This window comes from Flaviflexus equikiangi (assembly GCF_014069875.1).
Taxonomy (GTDB): Bacteria; Actinomycetota; Actinomycetes; order Actinomycetales; family Actinomycetaceae; genus Flaviflexus; species Flaviflexus equikiangi.
The window spans coordinates 1,292,512-1,318,864 of record NZ_CP059676.1 but is presented as its reverse complement, the minus strand read 5'-3'; the positions used below and the strand labels follow the sequence as shown (position 1 = coordinate 1,318,864).

Here is a 26,353-nt window from a genome sequence, read left to right as displayed (position 1 = left end):
CAGTTCGGTCAGCGATCCTGCCCGGGAACGGGAGGAGGGTCTTGAGCCACCGCCAGATCGGGGACGATGTCGATTCCGGGAAATGCTGCGAGAAGGCTGCCCGGGAGTTTGATCTTCGAGATTCTCAGGCCGGAACCGATGATGGCGGGGCCGTCCGTGACAAGCGGGTCGAGCCAGATCGGCCACGACGGATCGAGCCCGAGGGGCGTGATGCCGCCGTATTCCATCCCGGTCCGCTCCACGGCCGCCTCCATGTGCAGGAACGAGCACTTGCGGACGTCGAGCCTGCGCTTCACGGTGTGATTGATGTTGGCCCGGGTCGTCGCTCGGACGCAGCACGCGGCAATCCTCTCCACACCATCGCGGCGTCCCGCCACGATCACACAGTTCACTGAATCGTGGAGATCTGTTCCCCACGCCTCCGTCATCGCGGAGGTGTCGGCCAACTCCGGATCGAGTTCCGCGACTAGGATGTCGGACTCAGCCTCCGGGTGGGTGCGTGCGAGGGAACTGATCGCGGTGTAGACGGTGGGCGCGAGGAGGCGGGGGCTATCGAGCGCGGGAACCCAGTGAGGTGTCACGAAAGATTGCCTTCCGCGCTGTCACCCGACTCGCTCGGCACTGTCGTCTTGCGCAGCTGAATCGCAGTGATCCTGTTGTTCTCGACGTTGACAACCTCGAGCTGATATCTGACGTAGACGGAATCGTCCTCTTCATCGGCCGTGAACTCGTGGCTGATCGGGACGATGTCTCCAGACTCTGCCAGGCGGCCCATGTGGGACAGCATCCATCCCGCAATGGTCTCGTACGGACCATCGGGTAGGGCGATGCCGGAACGATCCTCGAAGTCCTCGAGCGAGGTCTGGCCATCGAACATCTTCGACTCGTGCAGCTTCATCTCTTCGCGGTGCTGCTCCGTGTCGTACTCGTCCCAGATCTCGCCGACCAGCTCTTCGATGATGTCCTCGAGCGTGACGAGACCGTCCGTCCCGCCATATTCGTCGATGACGACGGCGATATGGTGGCCGGAGGATCTCATCTGATTCATGACCGGCATGATCGTCGACGTGCCGGGCACCATGAGAATATCGCGCACGATCGCATCGATCGATGCCTGCGGCGACTCGTGCCACGCTTCGTACAGGTCACGGATGTGGATGAACCCGACGACGTCATCGATTTCGTCGTGGTACACCGGGTAACGGGAATAGGGGTGGTCTCGCACGACGGCGACAGCGTCGGCAAGCGTCGAATCGTCACGGATCGCCGTCACGTCACGACGATGCTTCATCACTTCCCTCAGGAGCGTGTTGCTGGCCTGGAACACATCCTCGACCATGTCGCGCTCTGTCACGTCGAATCCTTCATGGCTGACGACGATGTCCCGCACCTCCTCGTCGCTCATGGCGGATGCGTCCTCGTCGGGATTCACGCCGATGAGGCGCAGAACGCCGCGTGAGGACATGTCGATCACCCAGATGATGGGCTTGAGCAAAACCGCGAAACGCGATAGGGGCGGGCCGAGGATCTTCGAGGCGCTCTCGTTCCGGGCGAGGGCAAGCCTCTTCGGGACAAGCTCACCCAGGACGAGGGAGAGGTAGGACACGGCGAGTGTGAGGATGACAAGGGCAGCCGTCGAGGCTGCAGTGGACGACAGTCCGAGGTCTTCCAGGTAGGGGACGAGCTGGGGCGCGATCGTCGAGGCGCCGAAAGCCGAGGAGAAGAAACCTGCGAAGGTGACTCCGATCTGGACGGCCGAGAGGAACGTACCGGAGTCGCGGGCGAGAGCGGCAACCTTGCGCCCAGCCTTCGACTCCCTCTCCATGCGGCGAAGCTGGCCTTCACGCAGCGAGACCAGTGCCATTTCGGATGCTGCGAAGATACCGCCGATGATGACGAAGACGAACACCATCGCAATGTTGAAGAAGAGTTCGCTCATGATATGACCACCCCGCACGGGGCCACCGACGAGGGACGGCGCGAGATGGTCTGGGAACTGTCAGGGTCAGCGTTTGTCGGATGTTTCACGGCTCTCATACTAACGGCACGACGCGCACCATCCAGAACGAGCGATGTTCACCTCACTCACCGGACCTTCAACAGAATCTTGCCGACGGAGGTGCCCGATTCGATGAAAGAGTGGGCGTGCGCTGCCTGGCTCAGTGGTGCGACACGGCCGATGAGGACATCGAGTCTGCCCGCGGAGACATGCCCGATGAGTTCGTTCCAACGCCACTCCTGATCATCAAGATAATGCGCGAGTGTGGGGCGAGTGACGTAGAGGCTGCCGAGGGCATTCAGCCTCTGCAGGTCGAAGGGCGGGACCTGGCCAGAGGCGCCTCCGAAGAGACACATGAGGCCTCGAGGTCTCAGGCAGGTGATGGTGTGGTCGAAGGAGGCCCTCCCGATCCCGTCGTAGACGACATCGACGGAGCCCACGAGTTCACGGACCCGTCCGGGCACGGCGGACCAGTCGTCGACTACCAGGGTGTGGGTCGTCTGGGAGAATGCCATCTTCTCCTGCGAGCCGACCGTGCCGACGGTTGTCGCGCCCTGCGCGGCGGCAAGCTGGGCCGCGAGACGCCCCACGCCCCCGGCGGCCCCAGTCAAGAGAATGGTGGTGCCGTCGGTGACGGGGAAGATTGATCGTATGAGGTAGTGCGCGGTGAGACCCTGGAGGGCAAGTGCGGCTGCGATATCGAGACGAATATGATCGGGAACGTAGAGCGCAGAGGAAGCTGGGATCACCACCTTGTCCGCATAGCTTCGCCGACCGTCGGCCCAGGCGACGCGGGTCCCATCCCACCAGCCTTCGACGCCGGCGCCGCGTCCGATGACGCGACCGGATCCTTCGCGGCCGAGCACGGCAGGATAGTCGACGGGATAGATGCCGCGCCGCTCATAGGTGTCGATGAAGTTCACCCCCGCATAATCCACCTCGACGAGGAGCTCTCCCGGGCCTGGCACGGGCGGGGGAATATCGACCTCGACGAGTTTGTCCGGGCCGCCCCTGCCGGTTGCTGCTATTGCGTACATCACATACCTCCTTGCCCATAGACTAGGGCCACAAGGGCAGATCGTGGGGAAGAAGAATGGGAACGTCGACGCGTCTTTATCTTGAACGGCAGCATCCGCTCGTCTATCGAGCGGCGTTGAGCTTCGCCGACGCGGCCACCAGAGCCGCCGCTGAGGCGGGCCTGGGCAGAGATCTGGTCGAGCTGATCAATGTCCGCTGTTCGCAGATCAATGCGTGCCCCTCCTGCCTCAAGGCGCACGTGCCGCAGGCCGTCCGTGCGGGCGTGGATTCAGTCAAGCTCGCGGTCCTGCCGTCGTGGCGTGACGCGGGGATCTTCGAACCGAAGGAGCGGGCAGTCCTCGAGATCGCCGAGCTTGTCACTCAGATGCCGGGCGATCGGCACTCGCAGGAGCGCTATGACGAGGCGGCCGCAGTCCTCACTCCCGACCAGCTCTCGGCCGTCGCCTGGGTTGCCACGGCCATCAACGCCTTCAATAGGATCTCTGTCACGTCCGGGCATCCCGTCGACTAGTGTTCAACCCGCCCCACGGGTGCCGCAACCAGCGATATCGCGCCGGTGACGGGGCATGGCGTTTGCTGATCCCAGGCTCGGGACGACGGTCCGACAAGCATCGCCGACTTTCGTTTAGATACACGCGCTCGTATAGTTATACGCATGACGATGGTATCTGTAGCAGGAGCGAGCGGCTATGCGGGCGGCGAAGCGCTCCGGCTGATTCTTGCTCACCCCGACCTTGAGATCGGCGCTCTCGCCGCGCACTCCTCGCGCGGCCCGATCGGCGACTATCAGCCGCATCTCCTCCCCATTGCGGACCGTGAGCTCGTCGAGCTCGACCCCGCCAGGCTGGCCGACTCCGACGTGGTGATCCTCGGGCTTCCGCATGGTGCCTCCGGGGAGATCACGGCACAGATCCTCGATATCAACCCGGACGTTCGCATGGTCGACCTCGGTGCCGATCATCGTCTGGAGAACGCCGACGACTGGGAGAGCTTCTACGGCAGCGGCTGGTCGGAGCCGTGGGCGTATGCCATGCCGGAGCTCATGCGCACGGGCATGTCCCAGCGTGACATCCTGGCATCGTCGACTCTGATCGCCTCACCTGGATGCAATGCATCCGCCGTGACATTCGCGGCCCAGCCCGCCATCTCATCCGGCATCGCCTCCGGCACCGGCATCGTCGCCTCCCTCGCGGTCGGCTACTCGGGCGCCGGGAAGGCGATGAAGTCCCATCTCATGGCCTCGGAAGCGATCGGCAGTCTCATGCCGTACGCCGTGGGCGGCACCCACCGCCACATCCCCGAGATCGTGCAGAACCTGCGGCACGCGGGCGGCACTCTCAACAGCCTGTCCTTCACCCCGGTGCTTGCGCCCGTGGTCCGCGGCATCATCGCCACCGTCTCCATCCCCGTCCATCCCGGCACCAACTCCTCTGACGTCACGGAAGCCTACCGGTCTGCATATGAGGGTGAACCGTTCGTCCGGTGGAGCGAGACACCGCCGACAACGGGTGTCGTCACGGGCTCGAATGCTGCTCTCGTCCATGCCGTCCTCGACCGCGACGGGGAGCGCCTCACGGCGATCTGCACGATCGACAATCTGGTCAAGGGAACGGCCGGGGCCGCGATCCAGTCCCTCAACCTTTCTCTCGGCCTGCCCGAGACCGTGGGCCTGACGAGCATCGGAGTGGCGCCGTGATCACCTATCCCCAAGGATTCCGAGCATCCGGTGTGACAGCCGGCCTCAAAGCATCCGGTAAGCCGGACATGGCTCTGGTCGTCAACGACGGTCCCGACCATGTCGCTGCCGGCGTCTTCACGACCAACCGCGTCGTCGCGTGGCCGGTGACATGGTCGAGGCAGGCAGTGGCGGATGGTCGGCTGGCGGCCGTGGTCCTCAACTCGGGCAACGCGAATGTTGCCACTCCGGGCGGGATGGCCATCACAGAGGCAACCGCACGGGCCGTGGCCGCTGCCCTGTCGTGCGAACCGAGAGACGTCGGCGTGTGTTCGACCGGCGTGATCGGGACGATGCTGACGGCTGACCCGCTTGTCGCGGGAGTTGAGATGGCAGTTCCGCTCCTCTCGTCCGAGGGCTCCTCCGCGGCGGCCGAGGCCATCATGACGACGGACACGCGCAAGAAGGAAGCGACCTTTGAAGCGGGCTTCCGCATTGGCGGGATGGCGAAAGGCGCGGGCATGATAGCCCCCGGCATGGCGACCATGCTGTGCGTCATCACAACCGATGCTGTTATCGACGCCGATGAGGCGAATGAGGCATTGGCTGCCGCGACGAGCCACACGTTCAACCGGATCGATGTGGATGGCTGCATGTCGACGAACGATACGGTTCTGCTCCTGGCCAGCGGCGCGTCCGGGATCGCTCCCGATCCTGCCGTCTTCCGGGAGGGGCTGACAGCCGTCTGCGCGGATCTGGCACGGCAGATGATCGCAGATGCTGAGGGCGCCAGCCACGACATCCTGATCACCGTGACGAATTCCGCCACCGAGGCGGGAGCACTGGCAGTCGCGCGGGCCGTGGCCCAGTCGAACCTGTTCAAGTGCGCCGTGTTCGGCAATGACCCGAACTGGGGCAGGATCATCTCTGCCGCGGGAACAGTGCCGGAAGCGGTCGCACCTTTCGACCCTGCCGATCTCGCCGTCATCATCAACGGTGTGGCCGTTGCCGAGCACGGCGTGGACACCGGCAGGCGCGACGAGGTGGATATGGCGGCGAACCGTGAGGTCACGGTCGAGATCCAGCTCGGATCCGGCAACGAGAGCGCACACATATGGACCAACGACCTGACGTATGACTACGTCACGGAGAATTCGGCGTATACGACATGAGTATTCTTGAAAGACTTCAGCTCGCCCAGCACAAGGCGGAGGTTCTCGTCGAGGCCCTGCCCTGGATCCGGGAGTTCGCAGGCCAGACCATCGTCGTGAAATACGGCGGCAATGCCATGGTCAACGACGAACTGAAACAGGCCTTTGTCCACGACGTCATGTTCTTCCATCACGTCGGATTGCGTCCCGTCATCGTGCATGGCGGCGGGCCGCAGATCAATGCCATGCTCGATCGGCTCAACATCACGTCGGAGTTCCGGGGCGGACTGCGGGTCACGACGCCGGAGGCCATGGACGTGGTCCGGATGGTTCTCACCGGGCAGGTCCAGCGCGATCTGGTCTCCCTCATCAACCGGGAAGCACCCTACGCGGTTGGGCTTTCGGGCGAGGATGCTGGGCTGTTGACCGCGCGCAAGCGGCGGATCGTCATCGACGGGGAGAGCATTGACCTGGGACAGGTCGGCGATATTCACGAAGTGAACCCGGCAAGCATCCTCGACCTTCTGGATGCTGGACGGATCCCGGTCGTCTCGACGATCGCAACCGATGTTGACGGCGACGGGATCCTCAACGTCAACGCAGACACGGCGGCCGCGGCAATCGCCGCCTCCCTCGGTGCGACGAAGCTGCTCATGCTCACCGATGTGGAGGGCCTCTACTTGGATTGGCCCAACACGGACTCCCTCGTCTCTGACGTGACGGCGGAGCAGGTGCGCGAGCTGCTCCCGAAGCTCGATGCGGGAATGAGGCCGAAGATGGAGGCGGCGCTGTACGCGATCGATGCCGGCGTCCATGCGGCCCACATCATCGACGGGCGCATGGCCCACTCGATGCTCCTCGAGATCTTCACCAATGCCGGTGTCGGCACTCTCGTCACGAAGGACAAAGCATGATCGACCAGTACGAGGCCTACTATCAGAATGCGTTCGGCACGCCAGCCCTGGTGATGGACAGGGGCGAGGGCGTGTACGTGTGGGACACGGAGGGCAAGAAGTACCTCGATCTCCTGGCAGGGATCGCTGTCAATGCCCTCGGCTACGGCGACACGTCAATGGTCGAGGCGATGGTGGACCAGGCTGGGCGCCTTGCCCACGTCTCCAACTTCTTCACCACCGCACCACAGGTCAACCTGGCCAAAAGGCTCGTCAGCCTGCTCGTCGACGAGGGCGGCGCACCCGGCAAGGTCTTCCTCGCGAACTCGGGGGCGGAAGCCAATGAGGGTGCGATGAAGCTCGCCATGCTGCACAAGCCTGGCGGGACGATCGTCGCGCTCGAGGGCGGCTTCCATGGCCGCACACTCGGCTCCCTCTCCATCACCCACAAGCCCACCATCCGCGAACCTTTCGGGCAGATACCCGGATGTGAGTTCATTCCGTCCGAGATCGAGGCATTGCAGGCATTGGGCGACGATGTTGCCGCGATCTTCCTCGAACCGATCCAGGGGGAGCGCGGCGTGGTCCCCCTCAGCCCCGAGTTCCTTGCCGCCGCGAGGGCAACCGCTGACAGGATCGGCGCGCTGCTCGTCATCGATGAGATCCAGACGGGCATGGGACGGACCGGGCGGTGGTTCGCCCACACCGAGCATGTGCGGGCAGACGTGGTGACGCTGGCGAAAGGCCTCGGCGGCGGCATGCCCGTGGGCGCGATCATCGCCACGGGCGAGGCCGCGGACCTGTTCACGCCAGGCAGCCACGGTAGCACCTTCGGAGGCAACCCGGTCGTGGCGGCAGCGTCCCTTGCCGTGCTCGACAAGGTCGCAGGCCTGCTCGATCAGGTCTCGGCGACGGGGGAGTGGCTGCGCGGCAGGCTCGAATCCGAGGGCTTCCCCGTTCGGGGCAGCGGCCTCCTGCTCGGTGTCACCGTCACGGACGCCCCCGGGCTGGTCGTCCGGCTCCGCGACCGCGGGTACATCGTCAACGCGCCGAACGAGAACACGCTGCGACTCGCCCCGCCCCTCATCATCACCCCAGAAGAGCTTGAGCCCTTCATCGAGGACTTGCGCGACCTGCGAGGGTTGACATGAGGACGACGCCGACGACGAGAGCTGCCCGCCATGCGGTGATCGCGGAAATCATCAACAGTGCCCACATCTCTTCCCAGGAGACGCTTCGCCTTCACCTGGAAGAGCGCGGCATCATCGTCACCCAGGCGACACTGTCCCGGGATCTGGACGACCTGCGGGCCACGAAGGTCCGTCTCAGCGGCGGCCGCCAGGCCTACGTGCTGCCCAATCCGGACGACGTCCCCGATGCGACGGTTGCCGCGAGAGACTACCTGGAGCGGTGGTGCCGGGACTTCCTCCTCACCGCGAAAGTGGCGTTCAACCAGATCGTGCTCCGCACGCCCCCCGGGGCGGCACAGATCCTCGCGGCCTCCGTCGACAGGGCGGTCCTCGACGATGTTCTCGGCTGCATTGCCGGTGACGACACCGTCCTCCTCATCACAGAATCCAACGAGAGGGCGAACGCCCTCGCCACGTACCTTCTACACCTTGCCGAACAGCGGTCAACAGAGAAAGAGAAATAATGAGCGAACATAAGGATAGGGTCGTTCTCGCCTACTCGGGTGGGCTTGATACCTCCGTCGCAATCGGATGGATTGCGGAACAGACGGGTGCCGAGGTTGTGACCGTGTCCGTCGACGTCGGACAGGGCGGGGAAGACCTCGAGGTCATCCGCCAGCGCGCGCTCGACTGCGGAGCGGTCGAAGCGTACGTGGCTGATGCTCGAGACGAGTTCGCTGAAGAGTACTGCATGCCGGCGCTTGCGGCGAACGGTCTCTACATGGATGCGTACCCGCTCGTGTCGGCGATCTCCCGCCCCACGATCGTCAAGCATCTCGTCACGGCAGCCCGTCAGTTCGGTGCCACGACAGTGGCGCACGGATGTACGGGCAAGGGCAACGACCAGGTGCGCTTCGAGGTCGGCATCACGTCGCTCGGCCCGGACCTGCAGTGCCTCGCTCCCGTCCGTGACCTCGCGCTGACCCGCGAGTTCGCGATCGAGTACGCGAACAAGCACAACCTGCCGATCGAGACGACGAAGAACAATCCGTTCTCCATCGACCAGAACGTCTGGGGCCGTGCCATCGAGACAGGATTCCTCGAGGATATCTGGAACGCCCCCACGAAGGACGTCTACTCCTACACGGACGATCCCACCTATCCTCCGCTCCCGGACGAGGTCATCATCTCGTTCGAGCGTGGCATCCCGGTCGCCATCGACGGTGAAGCCGTCACGCCCCTCCAGGCCATCCAGCAGCTCAACAAGCGTGCCGGCGCCCAGGGCATCGGCCGCATCGACATCGTCGAGGACCGCATGGTCGGCATCAAGTCCCGCGAAATCTATGAGGCGCCGGGCGCGATGACTCTCATCGAGGCCCATCGCGAACTGGAGAACGTCACCCTTGACCGCGACCAGGCACGCTTCAAGCGGACCGTTGCGGACCAGTGGACGAACATCGTCTACGAGGGCCAATGGTTCTCCCCGCTCAAGAGGTCCCTCGATGCCTACATCAAGGACACGCAGGAATACGTGTCGGGCGATATCCGGATGACACTGCACGGCGGACGCGCCACCGTGACAGGCCGCCGCTCGGAAACCTCCCTCTACGACTTCAACCTGGCAACCTACGACGCCGGGGACACATTCGACCAGGCGTCCGCACGCGGCTTCATCGAGATCACCGGACTGCCCAGCAAGCTCGCGGCAGCACGCGACGCCGAATACGGCCGCGGCGAAGTCCTCGGAGAATCAGTCCTGAGCTGACACTGCTCTAGCGAGACAGGAGACGGGCGTCCACAGTCGAGTGGGCGCCCGTCTTCGCCTCTATCGGAGGCGGGATCTCGTGAAGCATAGACCTGGCATGGGTTGGCCGTTTAGGCTGGCGATGAACGGCATGATGCATACGTGCCGGGAACTGGTCTTCACAAAGGAGTTACGGCCAATGAAACACTCAACAACGGCATGGGCTACCAGCCTTGCTCTTGCTGTCGCTCTCGCACCATCGATTGCCTACGCGGAGCCGGTGCCGGAGAACGATAGCGTGACGCTGCTAGCCACAACGGACCTGCACGGAACCGCGCTCGACTACGACTATTTCACAGGTGCACCATTCGGGGCTGCCAACCCCGCGAACGCGCGGGGAATGGATCGCCTGTCGACCGCGATCACCGAGATCCGGACCGAGCAGGGAGCGGAGTCCGTCCTGCTCCTCGACAACGGCGACGCGAACCAGGGCAATCCGCTGCAGAGCGTCTACCACTCCAACCGGGCGCCCGGCACGATCGACCCCATCGCATCCCTTCTCAACCATCTCGACTACGATGCTGGAGTCGTCGGCAACCACGAATTCAACTACGGCCTTGAGGATCTCGGCCAATACGGCGACAACCTCGATATGCCGCTGCTGGGCGCGAACGTCATCGAGGACGCAACAGGACTTCCCTACCTCGATCCGTGGACGATGGTGACGAAGACGACCACCGGCGGTCAAGAGATCGATATCGCCGTGATCGGCGTCGTCACTCCCGGCGTGAGGATCTGGGACAGGCTGACCGTGCAGGGCGTCCTCACGTTCGAAGACCCGGTCGTTGCCGTCCAGCGCACCGTGCCGATGGTGGAGGCGGCAGGCGCCGACGTTGTCGTCGTGCTCGCCCACACGGGCCTGGACGCGACAGGCTACGAATGGGATCCTGCCGACCTCGAAGAGAACGTCGCGAAGTCTATCGCGACCCGCGTCTCCGGCATCGACATCATCGTCGGCGGACACTCCCACGTGACGAACAAAGTCCAGGAGTATTACACGAACCCGGAAGGCGATGAGGTGCTGTTCACCCAGCCCGGATACCACGCGCGCTTCCTCTCCAACGTCACCATCCCGGTCGAGATGACCGACGGGGGTGAGCCCGAGGTCGTGTGGACCGAGAGCAAGAAACCCACAGCCGTTGCCGTCAACGCGGCGGACTACGCGCAAGACCCCGCCATCGAGGGAGTCATCGCCCCCTGGCACGATCAGACACTCGCCTGGGTCTCCCAAGTCGTCGCCCAGGCGACAGAGACGATGTCGGCAGCGACATCGGTCCACGAAGACACCGCCATCGTCGACTTCATCTCCCGCGTCCAGACAGACGAAGTGAAGCGCGCTTTCGCCGGCACCGACCGCGAAGACCTCCCCATCGTCTCAGCGGCCGCACCCTTCTCCCGCACCGCCGTCTTCAACGAGGGCGACGTGACCGTGGCTGATATGGCGGCGCTCTACATCTACGACAACACGCTCATGGCAGTCGAACTCACCGGCGCACAGCTTCGTGACTACCTCGAGTACTCAGCCCGCTACTATGCACAGATGCCGGAGGATACCGTCATCACCGACTGGGACGAGGTCACGAACGCCCTCTACCCGGGAGAAACCCGAGGCATCCCCGACTACGCCTACGACATTCTCAGCGGAGTCGACTATCACATCAACATCTCGCTCCCCGTCGGCGAACGGATCGAGAACCTGACCTACCCCGACGGCACCCCCGTCGGAGACACCGATCGCATCGCACTCGTCCTCAACAACTACCGCCAGTCCGGCGGCAGCGGATACCCCCACGTCGTGGATGCTCCCATCATCTACAACGAACAGAAGGCCATCCGCGACCTCATGATCGACTGGGCAATCGAGAGCGGCGTCATCGATCCTGCCGACTTCTTCGTCAAGAACTGGACAGTCTCCGCCTCGACCACCGTGGTCGAGCCGGAGCCCGAGCCCGAGCCCGAGCCGCTGCGCGGAAACGTGTTCTTCCTGTCGGATGACTGGACCTCGACCACTCACTCGCACACCTTCGCCTATGGGCGAGCAGGAGATGAGGTTCTCGTCGGAGACTGGGATGGTGACGGCTACGACACACTCGGCGTCCGCCGAGGCAACGCCTTCTACCTCACCGACACCCTGAGGGGCGGGGCCGCAGACCACGAGTTCCGATTCGGCCGAGCACACGACGAGGTTCTCGTCGGAAACTGGGACGGCACAGCCGGCGACACGCTGGCAGTGCGCCGCGGCAACACGTACTACCTCATGAACGACCTCAAGGGCGGCGCTGCCGACATCGAGTTCAACTATGGTCGCACGAGCGATGAAGCGCTCGCGGGCGACTGGGACGGAGATCGTTCCGACACGATCGCCGTTCGTCGGGACACGACGTTCTACGTCGTCAACGAACCGCGCGGCGGCAACGCCGATGTCGTCTACAACTTCGGCCGCTCCGGCGACCGTGCGTTGGCAGGCGACTTCGACGGCGATGGTACCGACACCATCTCCCTCGTCCGCGGGAACATGTTCTACATCAACAACTCGCACCGCGGCGGCGTCGCAGATACGACTCTGACCTTCGGTCGTATTGGAGATGCTGTCATGGTGGGCGACTGGAACGGCGACGGGGTCGATACCCCCGGAGTGAACCGAGTCGTGTAATCGGTGTGAACCGAGCGACATGAGAGTGAGGCCCGGGGCATTGTCCCGGGCCTTCCTCCGTCCACCATGCACCTACAATGGGAACAGGAGGTCACGTGAGCATACGAGTAGAGCCCGACATGGTGGAGAGGACCGCGGCCACGTTCGGCAGCGGCACCCTCATCGGCTATCACACAGATCTTGGCGTCAGGATCGTCACCGTCGACCCCGTGATCGAGAGTGACGGGACGATGACGATAACAGGGGTGAGCGGGACGCTCATGGATGCCCTGGCTGTCGACCCTCGTGCGACGATCGTGTGGCAGCCGACTGTCCGTCACGGGTGGACGCTCGTGGTGGATGGATTGGCGCGACCGACCGGCAGTGATGCCATCGTGGTGGAAACCACCTCCGCGATGTTGCACCGCCCCTCCTCCCACTCCGACGGTCCCGCATGGGAATGGCCCGAGCGAGACGACTGAGAGTCGCGGACTAGTCCAGGGGTGTCCCGCGCAGGGTCAGACCCAGTCGTCGATACGTACCGGGCAGCAATGTCCGAAACCAGAGCGCGCCCGCTAGTCCGAGACCCGCAGTCGCCCAAAGCGCAGCACTGACTCCGACAGCCGCCGTCAGAGCCGAGGCGATAAACGGGCCGGCAGCGGCACCGGAATTGGTGATGGCCTGCCAGTATCCGAGGAACCGTGCGCGGTTCTGCGCCGGAGAAAGATCCGCACCCACGGTCATGAGTATTCCCGAACCGAAGCCGTTGCCGAGGCCGAGCAGGGCGGAGGAGACGAAGAACCCGATCGGCTGCGACCACGTCACCATGAGAACGATGGCCCCGGACATGATCGTCAGGCTTGGAACGAGTCCCCAGAGACGCCCACGCCTGTCCGACAGCCGCCCGCCCGGATAGAACATGGCGGTGTCGATGAGTGCCGACAGGGCGAATGCGAGGGTGATGAGTTGATTGTCGAGCCCTAGGGTGGCACCCCAGAGCGGGATGATGACGTTCTTGTTCGATCGCAGGATGACAAGAGCGGTGACGCCCACGCCCGCGATAATCGTCGACCGAGCATCGGGCCTGGGGACCCCGACAGGTGCGTCTGACCTGTGCTGGGCGGAGGCCCGGTCCTCTTCAGGCTGTTCCCCACTCGGCGGAAGCGGGATGAGGTAACGGATGATCAGCGCCATCGCGATCGCCACGGTGATGGCGTTCATGACGAACACGGAAGCGAGTCCCCAGAGGGCGATGAGGAGCGTGGAGACGAGCGGGCCGATGAGGACGCCGAGTCTCAGCATGCCGCCCAACGTGGATAGCCCGCGTCCCCGCCATTCGCCCGGCAGCGCCTCGGCGATATAGGCCTGTCTCGCCAGCATCCACACGTTCAACGACACCGCGATCGCCGCCATGGCAAGGATGAACGACGTCTGTGCAAAAGCGGAGCCGGGAAAGAAGAGGGCGATGAAGGACAGTGCGAGTGCGACGAGAGCGAGGACGCTGGCGGCGATAAGGGACGCCCGATCACCCAGTCGCGAGATAGCACGCCCGAGAAGTGGGGCCGAGAGAACCCCGACAAGGCCTGATAGACCGAGAACAGCCGAAGCCCCAGCATCCGAGAAGCCGATGTCGAGCGCCGCGAGGACGACGACAGGCTGCAGGGCCCCATGACCGATGGAGTAGATGAGGGACGGGGCGTAGATCGGTGCGACCAGAGCCCGCAGGGGGCTGGTCACGACAGGGTGGCCACCATGACAGCCTTGATCGTGTGGAGACGATTCTCGGCCTGGTCGAAGACGACAGAGGCTGGGGACCGGAAGACCTCGTCGGTCACCTCCAGCTCGGCCAGCCCGAAGTCGCGGTAGACATCGCGGCCAACGGACGTGTTCTGGTCGTGGAAGGCCGGTAGGCAGTGCATGAAGACAGCGTCCGGAGCGGAGGCCATGAGACGCGCATTGACCTGGTAGGGCAGGAGGGCGGCGATGCGGTCCGACCACACGTCCTTGCTCTCTCCCATCGAGACCCACACGTCTGTCGACACGGCATGGGAACCTGCCACAGCATCGAGACTATCGGTGACGGTGATACGGGCTCCCGAGGCGGCCGCGATCTCCTCGGCAAGGCTCACAACATCGGCAGGCGGCTGGTAGCCCTCCGGAGCGACGATCCGCACATCCTGGCCGAGTAGCGCCCCGGACACGAGGAACGAACGGCCCGTGTTGTAGCGAGCATCGCCCACATACGTCGAGACGATCTCCGCCATCGGCGCTGCGACGTGCTCGCGGATCGTCAACGCATCCGCCAGCATCTGTGTCGGATGCCAATCGTTGGTCAACCCGTTGTAGACCGGCACGCCCGCGGTCGCGGCCAGCGCTTCCACATCCTCGTGCCTGTCGCCGCGGAACTCGATCGCGTCGTACATCCGTCCGAGGACCCGAGCCGTGTCCTCGATCGATTCCTTATGCCCGATCTGGGATGCTGACGTATCCAGATAGGTCGTCATCGCGCCCTGATGAGCCGCGGCGACTTCAAAAGCGCACCGAGTCCGAGTGGACGTCTTCTCGAAGATGAGTGCGATGCAGCGCCCAGCCAGTCGCTGACGCTCCTGACCGGCGTGGCGTTCGGCCTTCAGTTCCGCCGCGAGTTCGACAAAGGACAACCATTGTTCAGGAGAGAAGTCGGACTCTTTGAGGAAACTACGTCCACGCATGTTCTGTGTCATTGCGCCATGGTAAACCGCCTGCGGGCAAGAATGCTCGACTGCACACTCTTCGGAATCCCAGCAGTGCGTCGAAGTGAGGCAAGATAGAGACATGACGGACACGAACCTAGCCCTATGGGGAGGCCGCTTCGAAGGCGGGCCTGCCGATGCTCTCGCGCACCTCTCGAAGTCGACGCATTTTGACTGGCGGCTTGCGCTCTATGACATCAGGGGGTCTCGAGCACATGCTCGCGAACTCGGCCGGGCAGGGCTGCTGACGTCTGATGAGGTCGATCGCATGGTCACCGCTCTCGACGAGCTCGAGACCGATGTTCGCAGCGGCCGCTTCACCCCGGCGGAAGCGGATGAGGACGTGCACACCGCTCTCGAGCGGGGACTGATGGAGCGGGCCGGTGAGCTGGGCGGCAAACTCCGGGCAGGACGATCCCGCAACGACCAGATCGCGACCTTCATCCGCATGTACCTGCGGGACGAGTCGCGCAGGGTTGCCAACCGGGTCCTCGATCTCGTCCAGGCGCTGACAGATCAGGCCGAACGCGCAGGCGAAGCGATCATGCCCGGTCGCACACATCTCCAGCATGCTCAACCGATCCTCGTCGCCCACCATCTTCTCGCGCACGCGTGGCCGCTCCTGAGAGATGTTGCCCGTCTCGCCGATGCTGACCGGCGTGCAGCCGTGTCTCCCTACGGCTCCGGTGCCCTGGCAGGGAACACGTTGGGGATGGATGCGGGGACGATTGCGTCGGAGCTCGGTTTCGACGGAGTGACGCTCAACTCGATCGACGGCACGGCGTCGCGCGACATTGTCGCCGAATATTCATTCGTCTTCGCGATGATCGGCATCAATCTCTCTCGCCTGGCCGAGGAGATTATCGTCTGGAACACGAAAGAGTTCTCCTTCGTGACACTCGACGACTCCTATTCGACTGGTTCATCGATCATGCCGCAGAAGAAGAACCCGGATGTCGCAGAGCTCGCCCGCGGGAAGTCGGGCCGCATGATCGGTGACCACGCTGGCCTTCTCGCCACGCTCAAGGGCCTGCCGCTCGCCTACAATCGTGACCTCCAGGAAGACAAGGAGCCGGTCTTTGATCAGGTTGATACCCTCGATGCTCTCCTGCCTGCCATGACGGGCATGGTCGCCACAATGACTCTGCATCTCGACCGGATGGCGGAGCTTGCCCCGCAGGGCTTCTCGCTCGCCACTGACATCGCGGAGTGGTTAGTGAAAGAAGGTGTGGCGTTCCGGGATGCTCACGAGATCTCGGGAGCCTGTGTTCGACTCTGTGAGGAGCGCGGCATCGAACTCGATGACCTCTCTGATGACGATTTCGCGTCGATCGATAGTCGGCTCACACCGGAAGTCCGGTCGGTTCTCACTGTCGAAGGCTCGGTTGCGTCCCGTGACGGGATCGGCGGCACTGCACCGGTACGAGTAGCCGAGCAGCATAGGGCCGCACTGACAGAGCTCGAGCGCCTCCGGAAGTTCGCTTCGACGAGTGCTTGATCTGACACGTGATCCGTGCGAGGTGGCGCCCGAACTCCTCGGTGCCGTCATCCGCACGGATGTCGCCATCCGCATCGTCGAGGTCGAGGCCTATCGGGGAGAGGTCGACCCTGGATCGCATGCGTTTCGCGGATTGACGAAGCGCAATGCCGCAATGTTCGGACCGCCCGGGCACCTCTATGTCTACTACATCTATGGGATGCACTGGTCGGCGAACATCGTCTGCTGGCCCGAGGGGCAGGCAGGAGGAGTCCTCCTGCGGGCCGGGGAAGTGATCGACAATCACGAGCTGGCTCGAGAGCGACGTCCCGCGGCCAAGACGGACCGTGACCTTGCCCGGGGCCCTGCTCGGCTTGCCCAGGCCCTCGGCATCGATGGCAGCTTCAACGGCATCTCCCTGGCATCGGGGAGGATCGAGCTCCTGGCATCGGGCGAGCCTGTGGAGTCGACGAGCGGGCCCCGTGTGGGAGTCTCGGGCGCGGGCGGCACGGCTTCCTACCCGTGGCGATTCTGGATTCCGGGGGATCGGCATGTCAGTCCCTACCGTCCGGGACGCTCGTGACGGCGACCTTCCTCTTCCTCGTCAATCCGGACCTGGCCTACGATCCGTACCCGGATTGGGGCGCATGGGCGCCACTCATCGAGAGGGGCGAACGTCCCCTCTCACGCTGGAACACGGGGATGAGGAGGCAGGGAATCGAGCCGGGGGACCGCGGTCTCATCGTGCGGGTGGGCCGTGAACCGCGCGGTCTTGTCGGCGCCTGCCTGACAACGTCGCCGATCTATTGCGGGCCCCATTGGAATCCGGAGGCACGGTCCGTGGAGACCGGGTATGTCGACATCGCGATGACGGCGGTCATCGACCTCGATGATCCGATCAGTCTCGACGAGCTGCGGATGATCGGGCCCTCCGTGCTGTGGACTCCACGCCAGTCCGGAACCCGGCTGGCCGACGAGGTGGGAGAACGGGTCTGGAGCCTGCTCTGCGAGCCGGAGGCCTGACCGACGCGGGGCCTTCTCGGTTGGCGTGGCATACTGAAGACGGTATTGACTGCAGAGAAAGGTCCACGACGTGTCCCACATTCTTGACGAGCTTCAGGCACGAGGCTTGATCGCCCAGCACACAGATCTCGATGAGCTGCGTGAAACGCTGGACCGGGGACCGATCACCTATTACTGCGGCTTCGACCCCACCGGGCCTTCGCTCCACCACGGACACCTTGTCGCCGTCATCCTCATGCGCCATCTGCAGAACGCCGGGCATCGTCCCCTCGTCCTCGTGGGAGGCGCAACGGGACTGATCGGGGATCCGCGAGCTTCGGGAGAACGTACGCTCAACGCGGCGGAACAGGTCGCGGAATGGACGGGGAAGCTTTCCAACCAGCTCTCCCGTTTCCTCAGTTTTGAGGGCGATAATGCCGCCCGGGTTGTCAACAACTACGACTGGACGTCCGAGCTGTCGGCCATCGACCTTCTGCGTGGAATCGGGAAGCACTTCCGCATGGGCACGATGCTGGCAAAGGACACTGTCGCACGTCGCCTCGCGTCGGACGAGGGAATCTCCTACACCGAGTTTTCCTACCAGCTGCTCCAGGCAAATGATTTCCTCGAGCTGTACCGGCGCCATGACTGCATCCTCCAGACCGGCGGCAACGACCAGTGGGGAAACCTCGTGGGAGGCATGGACCTCATCCGAAAGGCAGAGGGGGGATCTGCGCACGTCCTCACGACACCGATCATCACAAAAGCCGACGGGACCAAATTCGGGAAGACGGAGGGCGGAGCGATCTGGCTCGACCCGACGATGCTCAGCCCCTACGCCTTCTATCAGTTCTGGCTCAACACAGCCGACTCCGATGTGGAGAGGCTCCTCAAGGTCTTCACGTTCATCAGCCTCGACGAGATCGACGAGATCGTCGCCGAATCCACCGCGAAGCCCTTCCTGCGCCTCGGCCAACGACGCCTTGCGGATGAGGTGACCACGCTCGTCCATGGTGCAGAGGCGACAGAACGCGTCAAGGAAGCGTCGGCCGCCCTGTTCGGCAAGGTGGATCCTGCGAACCTGGATGGAGACACCCTGAGCGATGCTGTCGCCGAACTGCCGTCTGCGGCGGCCAGGGTGGGCATGCCGGTAGTCGACCTCGTCGAAGCGCTGGGTCTGGAGAAGGGCAAGGGTGCGGCTCGCCGCACCATCGAAGCCGGCGGACTCTCCATCAACGGCGTGAAAGTCGAACACGTTGATGCTGTCATCTCGGACGATCAGGTCTTGCCCGGAGGAATCATTCTTGTCCGCAAGGGCAAGAAGAACCTTTCAGTCGGACGCATTTAGGTGAAAACCGCGCCACCAAGCCGAAAGAGTGCACGGTGGCGCGGCTCACTCGAAACGGATTTGACCAATCAGGGGATCCTCCGTAAAGTTATATCTCGCCGCGGGGATGCGGAAAACAACTCAGGAAGAACTTCCTGGGAGGAACGCGCCCCAAAGCCGAGCGAGTGGAAGAGTTACCTCGGACACGCAGCTTGACGGAGAAGTCCTTCGGCTGTAAGCTTGTGAAACGCCTCTTTCGTTGAAATGCCAAGCATTTCTAGCGTTTGTGGGTTGCTGGTTTTGAATCTCAATAGTGTGTCGTTTTTTATTATTTGATTGATTTTGTTTTGTTTTTTATGGAGCTGTTTCAGCTTTTCTGTAAAGGTTTTTACGGAGAGTTTGATCCTGGCTCAGGACGAACGCTGGCGGCGTGCTTAACACATGCAAGTCGAACGATGATGCTCACAGCTTGCTGTGGGTGGATTAGTGGCGAACGGGTGAGTAACACGTGAGTAACCTGCCCCCTTCTTCGGGATAAGCTTGGGAAACTGGGTCTAATACCGGATATTCAACTTCTGTCGCATGGTGGTTGTTGGAAAGATTTATTGGTGGGGGATGGGCTCGCGGCCTATCAGCTTGTTGGTGGGTAGTGGCCTACCAAGGCGTCGACGGGTAGCCGGCCTGAGAGGGTGACCGGCCACACTGGGACTGAGATACGGCCCAGACTCCTACGGGAGGCAGCAGTGGGGAATATTGCACAATGAGCGAAAGCTTGATGCAGCGACGCCGCGTGAGGGATGACGGCTTTCGGGTTGTAAACCTCTTTCGGCAGGGAACAAGTCCAGGTTTTGGCCTGGTTGAGGGTACCTGCATAAGAAGCGCCGGCTAACTACGTGCCAGCAGCCGCGGTAATACGTAGGGCGCGAGCGTTGTCCGGAATTATTGGGCGTAAAGAGCTCGTAGGCGGCTTGTCGCGTCTGCTGTGAAAACGCGGGGCTTAACCCCGCGCTTGCAGTGGGTACGGGCAGGCTTGAGTGTAGTAGGGGAGACTGGAATTCCTGGTGTAGCGGTGGAATGCGCAGATATCAGGAGGAACACCGATGGCGAAGGCAGGTCTCTGGGCTATAACTGACGCTGAGGAGCGAAAGCATGGGGAGCGAACAGGATTAGATACCCTGGTAGTCCATGCCGTAAACGTTGGGCACTAGGTGTGGGGACCTTTGGTTTCTGCGCCGTAGCTAACGCATTAAGTGCCCCGCCTGGGGAGTACGGCCGCAAGGCTAAAACTCAAAGGAATTGACGGGGGCCCGCACAAGCGGCGGAGCATGCGGATTAATTCGATGCAACGCGAAGAACCTTACCAAGGCTTGACATACACTGGAAGACTGCAGAGATGTGGTTGCCTTCGGGCTGGTGTACAGGTGGTGCATGGTTGTCGTCAGCTCGTGTCGTGAGATGTTGGGTTAAGTCCCGCAACGAGCGCAACCCTTGTCTCGTGTTGCCAGCATTTAGTTGGGGACTCACGAGAGACTGCCGGGGTTAACTCGGAGGAAGGTGGGGACGACGTCAAATCATCATGCCCCTTATGTCTTGGGCTTCACGCATGCTACAATGGCCGGTACAGAGGGTTGCGATGTCGTAAGGCGGAGCGAATCCCTTAAAGCCGGTCTCAGTTCGGATTGGGGTCTGCAACTCGACCCCATGAAGTCGGAGTCGCTAGTAATCGCAGATCAGCAACGCTGCGGTGAATACGTTCCCGGGCCTTGTACACACCGCCCGTCACGTCACGAAAGTTGGCAACACCCGAAGCCCGTGGCCCAACCTTTTTGGGGGGAGCGGTCGAAGGTGGGGTTGGCGATTGGGACGAAGTCGTAACAAGGTAGCCGTACCGGAAGGTGCGGCTGGATCACCTCCTTTCTAGGGAGAATTTTTCCCGAAATCCATGCGATCATGTCACGCCTGCGTTTGTGGGTGGTGGTTGTGTGGTGGCGATGTTCCTGCCGATGGGATAGTGGGTGGCGCCTGCTTGAATGGTTGCTCGGAATGGAATCGGTTTGTGGTAGGAAACGGCATGCTGTTGGGGTTTGGGGTTAGCAGCCCTGGTTGCTCTGTCATGTGGGTGCACTGTTGTGGTGTGTTTGTGTGATGTGGGTGGGTTGTTTGGTAACTGTATAGTGGACGCGAGCATCTTTGGTTTGTGTGAATCGAAGAGTTCTTTAATGTTGTGAATTTTGTAGGGGCGTTCGGTGGATGCCTTGGCACTGGGAGCCGAAGAAGGACGTTGTAGCCTGCGATAAGCCTCGGGGAGTTGGCAAACGAGCTGTGATCCGAGGGTGTCCGAATGGGGAAACCTGGCCCACGTTATGGTGGGTTACCCGCACCTGAATGTATAGGGTGTGTGGGGGGAACGCGGGGAAGTGAAACATCTCAGTACCCGCAGGAAGAGATATTCCGTGAGTAGTGGTGAGCGAAAGCGGATGATGGCTAAACCGTGTGTGTGTGAGAGCTTACGGGCGTTGCGCATGCGGTGTTGTGGGAGCGTGTTTTCGGCCCTCCGTATGGGGTCGGGATGGTAGTGGTGTGATAGTTGAACCTGGTGGGAAACAGGGCCGTAGACGGTGAGAGCCCGGTAGACGAAATTGTGCTGCTATATCTGATGCGCCACCCAAGTAGCACGGGGCTCGTGGAATCTCGTGTGAATCTGCAAAGACCACTTTGTAAGCCTGAATACTCCCTAGTGACCGATAGTGAATAGTACCGTGAGGGAATGGTGAAAAGTACCCCGGGAGGGGAGTGAAATAGTACCTGAAACCGGGCGCCTACAATCCGTCAGAGCCTCCTTTGTTGGGGTGATGGCGTGCCTTTTGAAGAATGAGCCTGCGAGTTAGTGGTGTGTGGCAAGGTTAACCCGTGTGGGGTAGCCGTAGCGAAAGCGAGTCTGAATAGGGCGTTTGAGTCGCATGCTCTAGACCCGAAGCGGGGTGATCTACCCATGGGCAGGGTGAAGCACGTGTAAGAGCGTGTGGAGGCCCGAACCCACTTCAGTTGAAAATGGAGGGGATGACCTGTGGGTAGGGGTGAAAGGCCAATCAAACTCCGTGATAGCTGGTTCTCCCCGAAATGCATTTAGGTGCAGCGTTGCGTGTAGCGTGCCGGAGGTAGAGCTACTGGATGGCTGATGGGCCCCACCGGGTTACTGACGTCAGCCAAACTCCGAATGCCGGTTACGTATTGCGTGGCAGTGAGACTGCGGGGGATAAGCTTCGTAGTCGAAAGGGAAACAGCCCAGACCATCGGTTAAGGCCCCTAAGCGTGTGCTAAGTGGGAAAGGATGTGCAGTTGCAGTGACAACCAGGAGGTTGGCTTAGAAGCAGCCACCCTTGAAAGAGTGCGTAATAGCTCACTGGTCAAGTGATTGTGCGCCGACAATGTAGCGGGGCTAAAGTACACCGCCGAAACCATGGCAATGAAACATTCGTGTTTTGTTGGGTAGGGGAGCGTCGTCATCGTGGTGAAGCCAGGGCGTGAGCGTTGGTGGAATGGTGACGAGTGAGAATGCAGGCATGAGTAGCGAAAGACGGGTGAGAAACCCGTCCGCCGAATGACTAAGGGTTCCAGGGCCAGGTTAATCCGCCCTGGGTTAGTCGGGACCTAAGGCGAGGCCGACAGGCGTAGTCGATGGACAACCAGTTGATATTCTGGTGACCGGCGAAATACCGTCCAATGCTGAGGTGAGGGATACTAACCATCCAAACCATCACGTCTTCCTTCGGGTTGGTGTGGTGGTGCGCGTGGGACCTGATCTTACGGTAGGCAAGCGTATTAACAGGGGTGACGCAGAGAGGTAGCCACCGCGTGTCTTATGGCTTGGCACGTTTAAGGACGCAGCCCGTTTCCTAGGCAAATCCGGGGAACGTGAAGGGTGAGGTCTGATGATGACCCCTTGATTGGGGGAAGTAGGGTGATCCTGTACTGTCTAGAAAAGCCTCGACGCGAGGTATGAGCCGCCCGTACCCGAAACCGACACAGGTAGTCAGGTAGAGAATACTAAGGCGATCGAGAGAATCGTGGTTAAGGAACTCGGCAAAATGCCCCCGTAACTTTGGAAGAAGGGGGACCTGAACCTTGAAACCCCATGCGGGTTAGGGGTGAGGGTCGCAGAGACCAGGGAGAAGCGACTGTTTATCAAAAACACAGGTCCGTGCGAAGTCGTAAGACGATGTATACGGACTGACGCCTGCCCGGTGCTGGAAGGTTAAGAGGACTGGTTAGCATACTTTGTGTGCGAAGCTAGGAATTTAAGCCCCAGTAAACGGCGGTGGTAACTATAACCATCCTAAGGTAGCGAAATTCCTTGTCGGGTAAGTTCCGACCTGCACGAATGGCGTAACGACTTCTCCGCTGTCTCAACCACGAACTCGGCGAAATTGCACGACGAGTAAAGATGCTCGTTACGCGCAGCAGGACGGAAAGACCCCGGGACCTTTACTATAGCTTGGTATTGGTGTTCGGTACGGCTTGTGTAGGATAGGTGGGAGACTGTGAAGCATTCACGCTAGTGGGTGTGGAGTCATTGTTGAAATACCACTCTGGTCGTATTGCACATCTAACCTCGGACCATGATCTGGTTCAGGGACAGTGCCTGGTGGGTAGTTTAACTGGGGCGGTTGCCTCCTAAATGGTAACGGAGGCGCTCAAAGGTTCCCTCAGCCTGGTTGGTAATCAGGTGGCGAGTGCAAGTGTACAAGGGAGCTTGACTGTGAGACTGACAAGTCGAGCAGGTGCGAAAGCAGGAACTAGTGATCCGGCGGTGGCTTGTGGAAGCGCCGTCGCTCAACGGATAAAAGGTACCCCGGGGATAACAGGCTGATCCTGCCCAAGAGTTCATATCGACGGCATGGTTTGGCACCTCGATGTCGGCTCGTCGCATCCTGGGGCTGGAGTAGGTCCCAAGGGTTGGGCTGTTCGCCCATTAAAGCGGTACGCGAGCTGGGTTCAGAACGTCGTGAGACAGTTCGGTCCCTATCCGCTGCGCGCGTTGGAAACTTGAGAAGGGCTGTCCTTAGTACGAGAGGACCGGGACGGACGAACCTCTGGTGTGCCAGTTGTACCGCCAGGTGCATGGCTGGTTGGCTACGTTCGGAAGGGATAACCGCTGAAAGCATCTAAGCGGGAAGCCTGCTTCAAGATGAGGTTTCCATCCAACATTCGTGTTGGTGAAGGCCCCCTAAAGACTATGGGGTTGATAGGCCAGATGTGGAAGCACTGTAAAGTGTGGAGCTGACTGGTACTAATGGCCAAATAATTCACAACACACAATTAAACGAGCTCTGAGTTCTCATGACTTTAGCGTGTTCGCGTCCACTGTATGGTTACCATTCAAACCACCCCGGTAACCCATAACACTATATGATCGTTATGCGACCCCAAAGTTTTGGCGGTGGCTATAGCGGTGGGGAAACGCCCGGTCTCATTCCGAACCCGGTAGCTAAGCCCACCAGCGCCGATGGTACTGCACTCGGGAGGGTGTGGGAGAGTAGGACACCGCCGCCATTCAACCCCGTGAGGCCCCTCCACCCGGAGGGGCCTCACACGCATACCCAAAACCCGCCACGCGACCAACCAACACACACGCTGCCCGCCCCTCGAGCTGTCCTCTCTCGTTGCGTATTTCTCTTCCAGGGTTTCCGATTCACTGTGGACCAGATCACTCTGTACTTGTATAGTCATCTGCAAGGTAGGACCAAAGTCCGGTCCGCCTGCTCGACATCGATGGTCGCTGTCGAGTTTCGCATGGATTCGCGAGAGGTGTTCAATGTCGAACAGCAGCGTTGCACGAGACGGTTATTTGATGGGTGTCGATTTCGGGACGGAGAGTGTGCGCGTCGCTATCTTCGACACCAGCGGCACACCCATCACGTTCGCCGCCACTCCCTACAAGACGACTCATCCCCGTCCGGGATGGGCGGAGCAGGACCCAGACGAGTGGCTGTCCTGCCTCGAAGCCTCTAGCCACAAGGCGATCCAGACGGCTGGCATCTCCCCGTCAGAGATCCTCGGAATCTCCTACGACGCGACGACGTCGACGGTTTTGGCGCTAGACGAGAACGGTGCACCCTTGCGTCCCGCGATGATGTGGATGGACGTGCGGGCGACTGAACAGGCGGCACGAAGCGCCCATGTCGATTCCGTGGCGAAGCTGTACAACGGCAACGGGACGGCACCTGCGTCTGCTGAATGGTTCCCATTCAAGGCAGCCTGGATCAAGGAGAACGAGCCCGAGGTCTACGAGCGCGCTTATCGAATCGTCGACGCGACAGACTGGGCGACGCGTGTCCTCACCGGTGAGTGGACGGTATCGATTAACACGGCAGCACAACGGATGTACTACAACCGGGACGAGGGCGGGTGGCCGACGGACTTCTACGAGCACCTTGGTATCGGCGACATCTTCGACAAGATTCCTACGAACATTCACGACCTGGGCGACTCTGTCGGCACGTTGAGCGCTCGGGCGGCAACATTGATGGGACTCCTACCTGGTATACCTGTTGCCCAGGGTTCGGCAGATGCGTGGGCCGGCCAGATCGGTCTCGGCGTTGTCGTCCCCGGCAAGCTCGCCCTGATCACCGGATCCTCCCACGTCATCACAGGCCAGTCAGCCTCACCAATCCACGGAGCCGGCTTCTTCGGTTCGTACACCGATGGAGTGGTCCGCGGCCAGTACACAGTCGAGGGTGGCCAGGTTTCGACCGGATCGGTCATGAAGTGGTTCAAGGATAATTTCGCTCGAGACCTCGTCCAGGCTGCCGACCGGGCCGGACTCAATGCCTACGATCTGCTCAACAAGCAATCCGCACATATCGCTCCGGGTGCTGATGGCCTCATCGTCAACGAGTATTTCCAAGGCAACCGGACCCCCTATGTGGATGGTAAAGCGCGTGGCAACATCTATGGATTGTCTCTGCACCACGGACCAGAACACATGTATCGCGCCATCCAGGAGGGCATCTGCTACGGCACCGCCCACAATCTGCGGGTGATGGAGGCTCAGGGCTACGAACCGCAGGAGATTGTTGCCTGCGGCGGCGCGACCCGAGGCCGAAGCTTCATGCAGATGCACTCGAATGTGACAGGCGTGCCGATCACGCTCACTGAAGTGGGTGATGCTGTGGTTCTGGGGGCTTGTATGATGGCAGCCGTTGGTGCTGGCGTCTACAGTTCCCTCGAAGATGCTGCCTCGAACATGGTCCACGTGCGAGAGACGATCGAGCCAGAGCCGTCGGTTCACGAGGAGTACCAGTTCTACCTCGACCGATACATCGAGCTCTACCCGAAGGTTGCGGACTCGATTCATACGATCGTCGACCACGAAGCATCCAAGTAGTCTGTCCAGAGGACTCGACGACCTGAACCGGCCCCTGACCGTGGCGCTGGTTATTTGGTGGGTGATATCTGGGAGGCATGGCCTCGATAGTGCATCGGGGCCCTGC

19 protein-coding genes and 3 rRNA genes are annotated in these 26,353 nt (G+C 61.6%); 17 read left to right on the top strand and 5 right to left on the bottom strand.

The window, feature by feature from the left end; all coding sequences use genetic code 11:
- Nucleotides 1-8: 8 nt before the first annotated feature.
- The 3 genes from H2O75_RS06150 to H2O75_RS06140 form a co-directional block, all read right to left on the bottom strand.
- The gene (locus tag H2O75_RS06150) at nucleotides 9-581 is read right to left on the bottom strand and encodes a YbaK/EbsC family protein (RefSeq protein ID WP_182169683.1); all 573 of its coding nucleotides are present in this window, start codon (nucleotides 579-581) and stop codon (nucleotides 9-11) included.
- Nucleotides 578-1,939 (bottom strand): hemolysin family protein, encoded by a 1,362-nt coding sequence (locus tag H2O75_RS06145; RefSeq protein ID WP_182169680.1) that lies wholly within the window; start codon nucleotides 1,937-1,939, stop codon nucleotides 578-580. The genes H2O75_RS06150 and H2O75_RS06145 overlap by 4 nt, the downstream gene beginning before the upstream one ends.
- 146 nt (nucleotides 1,940-2,085) lie before the next feature.
- Complete coding sequence (locus H2O75_RS06140) at nucleotides 2,086-3,036, bottom strand: quinone oxidoreductase family protein (RefSeq protein ID WP_182174983.1); 951 nt, start codon at nucleotides 3,034-3,036, stop codon at nucleotides 2,086-2,088.
- A 56-nt stretch (nucleotides 3,037-3,092) separates the two neighbouring features.
- Here H2O75_RS06140 and H2O75_RS06135 point away from each other — a divergent pair, with 56 nt between their 5' ends.
- The 9 genes from H2O75_RS06135 (at nucleotide 3,093) to H2O75_RS06095 (ending at nucleotide 12,804) form a co-directional block, all read left to right on the top strand.
- On the top strand, nucleotides 3,093-3,548 hold the full coding sequence (locus H2O75_RS06135) for a carboxymuconolactone decarboxylase family protein (RefSeq protein WP_182169677.1): 456 nt from the start codon (nucleotides 3,093-3,095) through the stop codon (nucleotides 3,546-3,548).
- A 144-nt stretch (nucleotides 3,549-3,692) separates the two neighbouring features.
- Entirely contained in the window at nucleotides 3,693-4,733 is a 1,041-nt protein-coding gene (argC, locus tag H2O75_RS06130) for an N-acetyl-gamma-glutamyl-phosphate reductase (protein WP_182169674.1), read from the top strand.
- Nucleotides 4,730-5,884 carry a bifunctional glutamate N-acetyltransferase/amino-acid acetyltransferase ArgJ gene (gene argJ, locus H2O75_RS06125; protein WP_182169671.1) on the top strand — a complete coding sequence of 385 codons (1,155 nt, stop codon included), beginning with the start codon at nucleotides 4,730-4,732 and terminating at the stop codon, nucleotides 5,882-5,884. Before argC ends, argJ begins: the two co-directional genes overlap by 4 nt.
- Nucleotides 5,881-6,777: an acetylglutamate kinase gene (gene argB, locus H2O75_RS06120; RefSeq protein ID WP_182169668.1), complete on the top strand. Its 897-nt coding sequence runs from the start codon at nucleotides 5,881-5,883 to the stop codon at nucleotides 6,775-6,777. The genes argJ and argB overlap by 4 nt, the downstream gene beginning before the upstream one ends.
- A complete protein-coding gene (locus H2O75_RS06115; protein WP_182169665.1) occupies nucleotides 6,774-7,907 on the top strand; it encodes an acetylornithine transaminase in 1,134 nt (377 codons plus the stop codon). The genes argB and H2O75_RS06115 overlap by 4 nt, the downstream gene beginning before the upstream one ends.
- Nucleotides 7,904-8,410, top strand: a complete 507-nt coding sequence (locus H2O75_RS06110) for an arginine repressor (RefSeq protein WP_182169662.1) — start codon at nucleotides 7,904-7,906, stop codon at nucleotides 8,408-8,410. The genes H2O75_RS06115 and H2O75_RS06110 overlap by 4 nt, the downstream gene beginning before the upstream one ends.
- Nucleotides 8,410-9,651, top strand: a complete 1,242-nt coding sequence (locus H2O75_RS06105; protein WP_182169658.1) for an argininosuccinate synthase — start codon at nucleotides 8,410-8,412, stop codon at nucleotides 9,649-9,651. The genes H2O75_RS06110 and H2O75_RS06105 overlap by 1 nt, the downstream gene beginning before the upstream one ends.
- 178 nt (nucleotides 9,652-9,829) lie before the next feature.
- A complete protein-coding gene (locus tag H2O75_RS06100) occupies nucleotides 9,830-12,343 on the top strand; it encodes a bifunctional metallophosphatase/5'-nucleotidase (RefSeq protein WP_182169655.1) in 2,514 nt (837 codons plus the stop codon).
- Between the two features lie 95 nt (nucleotides 12,344-12,438).
- Entirely contained in the window at nucleotides 12,439-12,804 is a 366-nt protein-coding gene (locus H2O75_RS06095) for a hypothetical protein (protein ID WP_182169652.1), read from the top strand.
- A 10-nt stretch (nucleotides 12,805-12,814) separates the two neighbouring features.
- Here H2O75_RS06095 and H2O75_RS06090 read toward each other — a convergent pair whose 3' ends face one another.
- Both H2O75_RS06090 and argF read right to left on the bottom strand, forming a co-directional pair.
- Nucleotides 12,815-14,059: an MFS transporter gene (locus H2O75_RS06090; RefSeq protein ID WP_182169649.1), complete on the bottom strand. Its 1,245-nt coding sequence runs from the start codon at nucleotides 14,057-14,059 to the stop codon at nucleotides 12,815-12,817.
- On the bottom strand, nucleotides 14,056-15,045 hold the full coding sequence (gene argF, locus H2O75_RS06085; protein ID WP_182169647.1) for an ornithine carbamoyltransferase: 990 nt from the start codon (nucleotides 15,043-15,045) through the stop codon (nucleotides 14,056-14,058). Before argF ends, H2O75_RS06090 begins: the two co-directional genes overlap by 4 nt.
- Nucleotides 15,046-15,136: 91 nt before the next feature.
- Between argF and argH the strand changes: the two genes are divergently transcribed.
- From argH to H2O75_RS06045, 8 genes are all read left to right on the top strand, one after another.
- Nucleotides 15,137-16,552, top strand: a complete 1,416-nt coding sequence (gene argH / locus H2O75_RS06080) for an argininosuccinate lyase (protein WP_182169644.1) — start codon at nucleotides 15,137-15,139, stop codon at nucleotides 16,550-16,552.
- Nucleotides 16,545-17,114, top strand: a complete 570-nt coding sequence (locus tag H2O75_RS06075) for a DNA-3-methyladenine glycosylase (RefSeq protein ID WP_182169641.1) — start codon at nucleotides 16,545-16,547, stop codon at nucleotides 17,112-17,114. The genes argH and H2O75_RS06075 overlap by 8 nt, the downstream gene beginning before the upstream one ends.
- Nucleotides 17,111-17,554 carry a hypothetical protein gene (locus tag H2O75_RS06070; protein ID WP_182169638.1) on the top strand — a complete coding sequence of 148 codons (444 nt, stop codon included), beginning with the start codon at nucleotides 17,111-17,113 and terminating at the stop codon, nucleotides 17,552-17,554. The genes H2O75_RS06075 and H2O75_RS06070 overlap by 4 nt, the downstream gene beginning before the upstream one ends.
- A gap of 70 nt (nucleotides 17,555-17,624) precedes the next feature.
- Nucleotides 17,625-18,881, top strand: coding sequence for a tyrosine--tRNA ligase (gene tyrS / locus H2O75_RS06065; protein WP_182169635.1), 1,257 nt, complete (start codon nucleotides 17,625-17,627; stop codon nucleotides 18,879-18,881).
- 366 nt (nucleotides 18,882-19,247) lie between these two features.
- Nucleotides 19,248-20,777: ribosomal RNA gene (locus tag H2O75_RS06060) — 16S ribosomal RNA — on the top strand.
- A 306-nt stretch (nucleotides 20,778-21,083) separates the two neighbouring features.
- Nucleotides 21,084-24,173, top strand: a 23S ribosomal RNA gene (locus tag H2O75_RS06055).
- A gap of 123 nt (nucleotides 24,174-24,296) precedes the next feature.
- A 5S ribosomal RNA gene (gene rrf, locus H2O75_RS06050) occupies nucleotides 24,297-24,413 on the top strand.
- Together the 16S, 23S and 5S rRNA genes form the textbook arrangement of a ribosomal RNA operon.
- A 262-nt stretch (nucleotides 24,414-24,675) precedes the next feature.
- Entirely contained in the window at nucleotides 24,676-26,247 is a 1,572-nt protein-coding gene (locus H2O75_RS06045; RefSeq protein ID WP_182169632.1) for an FGGY-family carbohydrate kinase, read from the top strand.
- Nucleotides 26,248-26,353: the final 106 nt, after the last annotated feature.